General features: G+C 71.2%; 6 protein-coding genes and 2 pseudogenes. 5 read left to right on the top strand and 3 right to left on the bottom strand.

The genetic code is table 11. The features are described from left to right. On the top strand, positions 1-256 hold a 256-nt coding region (locus RH94_RS43360; protein WP_234425772.1), incomplete at its 5' end, for a DUF1949 domain-containing protein. A 215-nt stretch (positions 257-471) separates the two neighbouring features. Here the strand turns inward: RH94_RS43360 and RH94_RS14590 are convergent. Both RH94_RS14590 and RH94_RS14585 read right to left on the bottom strand, forming a co-directional pair. Continuing rightward, a complete protein-coding gene (locus RH94_RS14590; RefSeq protein ID WP_234425771.1) occupies positions 472-999 on the bottom strand; it encodes a transposase in 528 nt (175 codons plus the stop codon). Positions 1,000-1,512: 513 nt separating this feature from the next. After that, positions 1,513-2,697 (bottom strand): phage baseplate protein, encoded by a 1,185-nt coding sequence (locus tag RH94_RS14585; RefSeq protein ID WP_234425770.1) that lies wholly within the window; start codon positions 2,695-2,697, stop codon positions 1,513-1,515. Positions 2,698-2,928: 231 nt separating this feature from the next. On the opposite strand from RH94_RS14585, the gene RH94_RS41370 reads away from it, so the two are divergent. Next, on the top strand, positions 2,929-3,645 hold the full coding sequence (locus RH94_RS41370; protein ID WP_199880956.1) for a hypothetical protein: 717 nt from the start codon (positions 2,929-2,931) through the stop codon (positions 3,643-3,645). A 58-nt stretch (positions 3,646-3,703) separates the two neighbouring features. Continuing rightward, a pseudogene (locus tag RH94_RS14575) lies at positions 3,704-4,114 on the top strand (VOC family protein); the annotation flags it as partial. Positions 4,115-4,186: 72 nt separating this feature from the next. Here the strand turns inward: RH94_RS14575 and RH94_RS14570 are convergent. After that, positions 4,187-4,741 (bottom strand): annotated as a pseudogene (locus RH94_RS14570) (transposase); the annotation flags it as partial. A 550-nt stretch (positions 4,742-5,291) separates the two neighbouring features. Between RH94_RS14570 and RH94_RS14565 the strand changes: the two are divergent. Beyond that, positions 5,292-6,455 carry an exonuclease SbcCD subunit D gene (locus tag RH94_RS14565; protein WP_073948034.1) on the top strand — a complete coding sequence of 388 codons (1,164 nt, stop codon included), beginning with the start codon at positions 5,292-5,294 and terminating at the stop codon, positions 6,453-6,455. After that, on the top strand, positions 6,452-8,739 hold a 2,288-nt coding region (locus tag RH94_RS14560; protein ID WP_234425769.1), incomplete at its 3' end, for an AAA family ATPase. The genes RH94_RS14565 and RH94_RS14560, both read left to right, overlap by 4 nt.

The raw sequence follows: 8,739 nt of genomic DNA, 5'->3' as shown, positions 1-8,739 counted from the left end.
CACCCGCACCCGCCGCAGGTTCCGCATCGCCACGGTGACCGTGGACCACCACAGGGCCGGCAAGGTGCAGAACGACCTCAGGGCCACCGGCCGCGAGGTGCGCGACGTGCGCTACGGCGAGGCGGTCACCATCGAGATCGGCCTGCCGGAAGCCGACGTGGACGCATTCCGGAACTGGCTGGCGGACGCCACGGCCGGGACGGCCGGGTTCGAACTGGGCGGGGAAGCCTACGGTGAACCACCCCGGGTTCGGTAGAGATCTCGGATTATGGTGATGACCTGACCCTGTGAGGGCCGGGCCCCTTCCCTGCTCAGCCCGGCGATGCCTACCGTCCGGGTACGGAACGGGCTCGGGAAGGAGGCCCTCGATGTCCGTCCACGTCGGTACCGACGTGCATCGCAAGCGGTCGCAGATCGCCGTGGTGGATCACGATGGTGCGGTGCAGGCCGACCGGAACGTGCCGAACGGGGTCAAGCCGGTGCTGTAGGTGATCGGGGATCCGCCGATCGGCGCACCGGTCGCGTTCGAGGCCGCCTACGGCGCGGACCGCGTAGCGGGCCTTCCACTCGGGTGTCCGCTGTTCGCTGCGGACACGGACTCGCAGGTCGCGGAGTTCTCGCGCGGTCACCCCGGGTGAGACGGTCGCGGAAGTCGGCCGGCACGCTGTGGTGGAAGCCGGGATCGTCCAGCTCCATGGCCAGGGTGTATGTGAAATCGGTGCGGCAGCGGACCGCCTCCGCCGCCTGCCGGTCCGACAGACCCAGCAGGAACCGCGGTACGCAGACGGTGGTCGGCTGGGCGGGCGAAAGACCGGGACGGCCGTCGCGCGGGTACCAGCCCACGAAGTCCTCGTCGCACCACAGCCCGTCCAACCGGTCCCGCACCCATATCGCTGTCGTACCGTCCGGGTTGCTCGCCCGCGCGACCTGCGCGGCCAGAGACGGGACCTGCTCACCGGAACGGGGACGGAGGGACAACGGACACCTCGACAACTGCATCGGCCTGCGGAACAGCCCCGAGCATGCCTGTTGATCATGCCGTCACACCGGGAAACTCCAAGATCCCCGACAGAGTCGAGCCCAGTGAAGGCCTCCACGAATACGGCCAGTGCTGCCCACAGAATCAAGGGAGGCCACGCATGCCCGGTGCTCGCCCAGGCCGACCCTGGCCAGCGCCACCTGCTGCGCGTGGTGCGGGTGGCCTCCCGAAACGCCTGCGCCGGCAGGCCCGCGTGGCCGTCTGTCGCCGTATCCGGCTGACCCACGGGCTCGGCGGACTGAGACGCCGACGAGGCGCTGCCGGACGCAGGACATGGCGGAGCAGGCACGGGCTTTGTGATCATTGTGGTGTCGAAACCCCGTGATCATGAGGTGGCCCGAGCCTGCCGCTGAGCCGCATGACTCCGGAACTTGATCAAACCCTGCCCTTCGGCTGGCTTCCGAAGGGACGTTCCCGCTGGTCACGCCAGGTGACTCGAGGGCGCGAGAGGGACCGCGGCCCTGTCCGCACCGCTACGGCTGGATCAGCACGGACTTGCCGTAGATCGACGCACGCCGTGCGCCCGATGCACCGGAGGCGAAGCCCATGCCGAGGCTGAACACGCCGGGCTGGTCGATGTCCGGGACATACACGGCGAGCCCTTCCGGCTCCCGGTACTCCAGCGTGTACGCGGCCTTGGTGTGGCAGGGGTTGACGCTGTTGACCCAGGGGGAGGGCGCGGCGGGGGCGAAGTCGCCTGTGGCGAGGTCGAGGCAGGAGAGGAACGTGTTGCCTTGCCCCGTCTGGGAGATCACCACGGTCTGGCCGTTGATCGTCTGAGTGGAGCCGTACGAGTTGCCGTGCAGCATGTAGAGGTACCGGCCGACCGAGGCGAAGCCCTGGTGGAACGGTTTGCCGTACGTGGTGATGGGCCAGCCGGGGATCGCGGTGAGGCTCGGCTCGCTGATGGCCGCCAGCGGCTTGGTCCAGTTGTTGAGCCGCGCCAGGTCAAGGTCGTGCACCTGGTACTTCGTCACGTTGTCCGTGTCCCGGTAGCGGACGACGAGGCGGCCGTAGACCGGGTCGATGCTGACCCCGTTTCGCGTGGAGCCCGGCACGGGAGTGTACTTGGTCAGCGCGGAGGAGGTCTTGTTGAGCACCTGGCCGCTGACGAACGGGAAGCGGGCCAGGCGAGTTCCGCGGCTGCTGAACTCGCCGGGCTTGTCTTCGATCGTGACGGAGTCGACCTCGGTCCAGAGGTACGCCTTGCTGCCGACCGGTTCGACGCCGATGCTCGCACCATGCCCGAAGCCGCGCAGGTACATGTAGCCGAGGGTGTTTCCGGCCATGTCCCACTTGGTGACGGTCAGGTCGCCGTTCTTGTTGCGGTCGGCAGCGGACACCGGGGCGGACTCGCCGGAGAGCTGCAGACCGCCCTGCGTCACCTGGGTGAGGTAGATGTGGCGGTTGACGTTGTCGTATCCGATCGCCTGGATGATCGTGGTGCCGCGGGTGGCCTTCTCACGTATCCAGTTCTCCGCCGGACTGTTCAGGTCCAGCCGGGCCGAGGGCACCAGAAGGGCCGAGCCGGACGCGGGGTACGCGGCGGCCGAGGCGGTCCCGGAGCCGAGGGACACGGTCGCGGCGGTGAGTGCGCCGGCGCCGCCCCAGGCGAGAAGCGAGCGGCGGCTGGTGTGCTTGGAATTGTCATGTGACATGATCGAAGATTGTCACGAGGTCGGGGGCGGTCGCGAGGGCTCCGGGATTCGGGAGTGTCTAGTCCAATCGGGTGACAGTGACGTTTTCTCGGCGGAATGATCTTCGTGAAGTGGGTCGATCGGGACGTCAAGGGCTGGATCAGGCAGTGGCGGCCCGGGTGTGGACAGACGTAAAGCCCCTGATAGGACGGTTCTCACCACAAGGTCGTCCGCCGCACCAGAGGCTTCACGTTGGTCACCTACGGTGCCATGCTCGACGTCCCGCGCCACGTGGTGCAGTACGTGGCCCGACTGCTGGTCGCTCACCGCCGCCGGATCGGTACCCCGAAGGGCTCCCGTGTACTGGGCCCCTTCCAGCAGGCCGTCTTCGTGCTGAGCTGGTTCCGCGAGGCCGGCTGCGTGCACTGCCTGGCCCGCGCCGCAGGAATCTCCCAGGCCACCGGCTACCGCTACCTCCACGAGGCAATCGACGTCCTGGCCGACGCGACCCCCGAGCTGCACGAAGTGCTGGACCGCTGCCGCGCGCAGCAGATGAGCCACATGGTGCTGGACGGCACCCTCATCTCCTGCGACCGCGTCGCCGGGACCACGGAGAAGGGCAACGACCTGTGGTACTCCGGCGGAGCCCGGCACTTTGAAGTTCCCCCGTGGTCAGGACAGCTTGATACTGGGATGATGTCCAAGGTGGCCGAGGGCCTGGCGAGGTTGCGGGCGTTCACGGCTCGGGATGGGTGCGGTTCCGGTCCTCACTCGGGAGGAGTCTTCTCCGTAGGTGCGGACCCGGGCCGACAGGCTGCCCTCGGGAAACGCGGCGAAGGCCGTGGCCGACGGCCTGGTCCGGAACGGCGGGCACCCCCTTGGGGCATCGACATCGGGCCAACCCCTGCGACTGCACGACGCAGCAGCGGATCGCAAGGACCGTCCTCCCGTCAACGTGCGGTTCCCTAAAGGGTGATGAGCGACAGTGTCTCCCTGTCATGGTGCGCCTGTGTCGTCGATCAAGTAGTTCCAGGTCACCTTCGACTGCGCGGAACCTGAGCGTCTCGCTCGCTTTTGGTACGAGATGTGGGGGTGCGTCGTACCGCCGCCACCGGCGGGGTTCGCCACGTGGGACGATTTCGACCGCTCTCAGGCTCCTGAGGATCAGGGTTCATGGTTCGCCTGCAGTGATCCCTCAGGTGTGGGCCCGCGACCGCACTCTCAGCGCGTCCCCGAAGGCGAGGTCGCCAAGAATCGGCTGTACCTTGACGTGAGAGTCGGTACCGGACTCGTGGGGGAAGAGCGCCTGGCCGCGCTCGAGGCCGAATGCGCACGACTGGTCCCGCTCGGCGCGGTACGCGTGCGACTCCTGTATGACGGCAACGATTCGTGCATCGTGATGCAGGACATCGAGGGCAACGAGTTCTGTCTCGACTGAGCATCCTCCGAGCCGGCGAGGTGGGGAGCCGCCTCCCCTGGACCTCCCTGGTCTCGTAGGGGGCGGGAATTGTCTTGCAAGGGCGAGGTTGTGCAGCCGGACGGTGCCGAGCATCGCGGTGTGAACGCCGTCGCCCTTCAGGCGGCAGTCGCGAGGGATCTTCCAGGTCTTCATCCGCGCGAAGACGTGCTCCACGCGGGCCCTGGCCTTGCGGTGGGAGGTGTTGTGCTCCTCCTTCCAGGCCGGGAGTTCGGCCCGGCCTTTCTCGCGGCGGTGTGGGATGACCAGGCCGCCGCCGTCCGTGATGACCTTGGTGTTGCCGACGGAGTCCTTGGCGCCGGACAGTTCCCCCGCCGTGCAGTCGTTGCGGTTGCCGGTGACCGGTCGGCCGACGGCGACGACCATCCGGGTGTCGGCGTCGATGACGACCTGGTGGTTGGTGGAGCAGCGGTAGTTCTTCGACCGCTCGGCCACGGTGCAGTCGCGGGTGGGCGCCAGGGTGCCGTCCGTGATCGGCGCGGTGTCCTTGCGGAACCGCTTGCGTGGCTGGAGCGCGAGTGCCGGTCCGAGGTGGTCGATGATGCGGTCGGCGGCCGACTTGGACACCCCGGACAGCGGCGCCGACTGGCCGGTGTGATTCACGGCGTCGGAGCCCTCCCGGACAGCCCCGTTCACCGGGCTGAGCCCGCGGCGGTTCGGCAATCTGATCATCGTGCTGCGGCGCGAGGCGCAGGCTGTCACAGCAGCCGTGCCGGAGTCTCGCGAGTAGCCCGCTCAGCATCTGGTCCGCCCAGCGTTTGCGGGACAACCCATAGCCGGACAGAGAGGGTTGGTGATGCAACGGGACGCCTCTTGGGAGTCCGTGCCAGGGGGCTCCCGATCACCGTTACGGGCTCGCACCCGGTGGCCCGATCAGGCCGTTGATTGGCGCCGGACCTCGCGTTCCGGCGTCAATCGACGTTCTCCCCCACACGCCCCGACAGGGGGATCGCGTCGTGCGTTTATCGTCGGCGCACAGAAGGCAGGCCGCAGCGCATTCGCCCGGGGTGGTTTGAGACCAGTGATGAGGCAAGGGGGCGACAGGCGTTAGCGTGGTGGACGTTGGCGGCGAGCCCGTGCCGGTTCGTGCTGGTTTTAGGGGAAAAGTAGGGGTAAACATGCAGGGTAGAGCGATTTCATGAAATTGCTGCACACTTCCGACTGGCATCTGGGCCGGGCGTTTCACCGGGTGAACATGCTCGGAGCCCAGGCCGAGTTCATCGGCCACCTCGTCACGACCGTGCGCGAGCGCGAGGTCGACGCGGTGGTCGTGTCGGGAGACGTGTACGACCGCGCGGTGCCCCCGCTGGCCGCGGTCGAGCTGTTCGACGACGCCCTGCACCGGCTCGCCGCCCTCGGTGTGCCCACGGTGATGATCTCCGGTAACCACGACTCGGCCCGCCGCCTGGGCGTCGGCGCGGGGCTGATCGGCCGGGCGGGCATCCACCTGCGCACCGAGCCGTCGGCGTGCGGGACTCCGGTGGTCCTGGCGGACGCTCACGGGGACGTGGCCCTCTACGGCCTGCCCTACCTCGAACCGGCCCTGGTGAAGGACGAGTTCGGGGTCGGCAGAGCGGGCCACGAGGCGGTGCTCGCCGCCGCCATGGACCGGGTCCGCGCCGACCTCGCCACGCGCGCGCGTGGCACCCGCTCGGTCGTCCTCGCGCACGCCTTCGTCACCGGAGGCGAGGCCAGTGACAGCGAACGGGACATCACCGTCGGCGGGGTGGCGGCCGTCCCCGCGGGTGTCTTCGACGGCGTCGACTACGTCGCCCTGGGGCATCTGCACGGCTGCCAGACCATCACCGAGCGCGTGCGCTACTCCGGATCCCCGCTGCCGTACTCCTTCTCGGAGGCCGGCCACCGCAAGAGCATGTGGCTGGTCGACCTCGACGCCGACGGCGCGGTCACCGCCGAGCGTGTCGACTGCCCGGTGCCGCGCCCGCTGGCCCGCCTCAGGGGCACGCTGGACGACCTCCTCGCCGACCCCGAGCTGTCCCGCCACGAGGACGCCTGGGTCGAGGCCACCCTCACCGACGCGGTCCGCCCGGCCGACCCCATGGCCCGCCTCGCCGAGCGCTTCCCGCACACCCTCAGCCTCGTCTTCGACCCCGAACGCGCCCCCGGCGAACCGGACGTCTCCTACGCCCGCCGCCTCGCCGGCCGCGACGACCAGCAGATCGCGGAGGACTTCGTGGCCCACGTGCGCGGCGCGGAACCCGACGAGCGCGAACGGACCGTGCTGCGCGAGGCGTTCGACGCGGTGCGCGCCGACGAGGCGGTGCGGGAGGTGGCGCGGTGAGGCTGCACCGGCTCGACCTCACCGCCTTCGGGCCCTTCGGCGGCTCCCAGACGGTCGACTTCGACGCGCTGTCGGCCGCCGGACTGTTCCTGCTGCACGGTCCGACCGGCGCCGGCAAGACCTCCGTCCTGGACGCCGTGTGCTACGCCCTGTACGGCTCGGTGCCCGGCGCCCGGCAGAGCGGGCAGGGAACGGCCCTGCGCAGCGACCACGCCGCCGCGGGCACCCGCACCCAGGTCACCCTCGACCTCACCGTCGCCGGACGCCGGCTGGAGATCACCCGGCAGCCGCCCTGGGAACGCCCGAAGAAGCGCGGCACGGGCACGACGCTCGACAAGGCCCAGAGCCGGCTGCGCGAGTACGACGCGGCAGCCGGCGCCTGGAAGGACCTCAGCCGCTCCCACCAGGAGATCGGCGAGGAGATCACGCAACTGCTCGGGATGAGCCGCGAACAGTTCTGCCAGGTCGTGCTGTTGCCGCAGGGCGACTTCGCGCGCTTCCTGCGCGCCGACGCCGAGGCCCGCGGCAAACTGCTCGGCCGTTTGTTCGACACCCGTCGTTTCGCCGAGGTCGAAAAGCGCCTCGCCGAACGCAGACGGGCCACCGAGGCGCAGGTGCGCGAGGGCGACGCCGCGCTGCTGGCCGATGCCCACCGCATGCAGCAGGCGGCGGGCGAGGCCATGGAACTGCCGGAACTCGCGCCGGGCGACCCCGGACTGGCGCAGGCCGTCCTGACCGCGGCCGCCGTCGCCCGCAGCACCGCCCGTGAGCAGATGGCCGTCGCCCACTGCCGGCTCACGGCCGCCGAGTCCGCCCACGCCGCCGCCGAGCGGGCCCTGGGCGGGGTACGCGAAGTGGCCCGGCTGCAGCGGCGGTTCGCCGAGGCGCAGGAGCGCGCCGCGCGCCTGGAGGAGCGGGCCGACGCCCACCGGGAGGCGCGGGCACGGGTGGAGCGGGGGCGCAAGGCCGAGACGGTGGCGCCGGCCCTCGAACTGCGCGAGGCCGCCGATGCCGAGCACCGCGGAGCGGCCGCCGCCGAGGCACGCGCGCGTGCGCTGCTCCCGGAGGACCTCGCCGACGCCGGCGCGGCCGGGCTCGCCGCCGCCGCCCGCCGGGCCGCCGAGGAGCTGGGCGGCCTCGAGTCGGCCCGCCGCGCCGAGCAGCGCCTGGCCGAGGTCGTCGCCGAACGCGCCGAGGTGGACCGGCAGGAGCGCGCCGACGACGACGTACTGCGAGACGCCGAGGACTGGCTCGCCGGGTGGGAAACCACCCGGCCGGAACTGCTTTCCCGGATCGACACCGCCCAGGAGGCCGCCAGGAGGGCCGAGCAACTCGCCGTACGGCGCGAACCCGCGCGGCAGCGGCTCGCCGCCGCCCGGACGCGGGACGAGCTGGCCGGGGCCACCGAGGAGGCACGGCGGCGCGCGCTCGCCTCCGCCCAGGGCGCCCTGCGCGCCAAGGAGCAGTGGCTGCGGCTGAAGGAACGGCGGCTCAACGGCATCGCCGCCGAACTCGCCGCGAACCTCGACGACGGCGAGCCCTGCGCCGTCTGCGGCGCCACCGAACACCCCGCACCCGCGCGCAAGGTCGCCGGACACGTCGACCGCGAGGCGGAGGAGCGCGCCCTGGCCGCCTACCAGACCGCCGACGAACATCGCGCCGAGGACGAGCGCCGCCTCGGCGCCGTACGCGAGGCCCTGGCCGCCGCCACCGCCGAGGCGGGCGACGCATCCACCGCGCAACTCGCCGAGGAGGCGGAGGAATTGGAGGCGCTGTTCGAAAGGGCACGCCGGGACGCCTCCGCGCTGCACGCGGCACAGCAGGAACTGCGCACCGCCGAGGAGGAGCGCGAGCGGCGGCTCGCCGACCGCCGCCGGGCCGAGGTCCGCGCGGCCTCCCGGCTGACCCGCAGGGAGAGCCTGGACCGCGAGAAGGCCTCTCTGGAAGCGGAGTTGGCCGAGGCCAGAGGCACCGCCGGCAGCGTCGCCGCGCGGGCCGCCCAACTGGAGCGCCGGGCCGCGCTGCTCAGCGACGCCGCCGAAACCGCGCGCGCCGCCGAGGAGAGCGCCGAGCGGCTCAAGGACGCCGACGGACGGCTCGCCGACGCCGCCTTCCGGGCCGGCTTCGACACCCCGCAGGCCGCGGCCGCCGCCCTCCTCGACGACGCCGCCCACCGCGAGCTGCAACAACGCCTGGACGCCTGGCACACGGAGGAGGCCGCCGTACGGGCCGTCCTCGCCGAGGCCGGCACCGCGGACGCCGCCCGGCAGCCGCCCGCCGACCT

Source organism: Streptomyces kebangsaanensis (genome assembly GCF_001906585.1).
In the GTDB taxonomy this organism is placed as follows: Bacteria; Actinomycetota; Actinomycetes; order Streptomycetales; family Streptomycetaceae; genus Streptomyces; species Streptomyces kebangsaanensis.
This window is presented reverse-complemented; position numbering and strand designations above follow the sequence as displayed.

Bases quoted from the DNA above. Each gene is read 5' to 3' on its own strand.
- RH94_RS14590 (WP_234425771.1), bottom strand. From the start codon at position 999: ATGCAGTTGTCGAGGTGTCCGTTGTCCCTCCGTCCCCGTTCCGGTGAG.
- RH94_RS14585 (WP_234425770.1), bottom strand. From the start codon at position 2,697: ATGTCACATGACAATTCCAAGCACACCAGCCGCCGCTCGCTTCTCGCC.
- RH94_RS14565 (WP_073948034.1), top strand. From the start codon at position 5,292: ATGAAATTGCTGCACACTTCCGACTGGCATCTGGGCCGGGCGTTTCAC.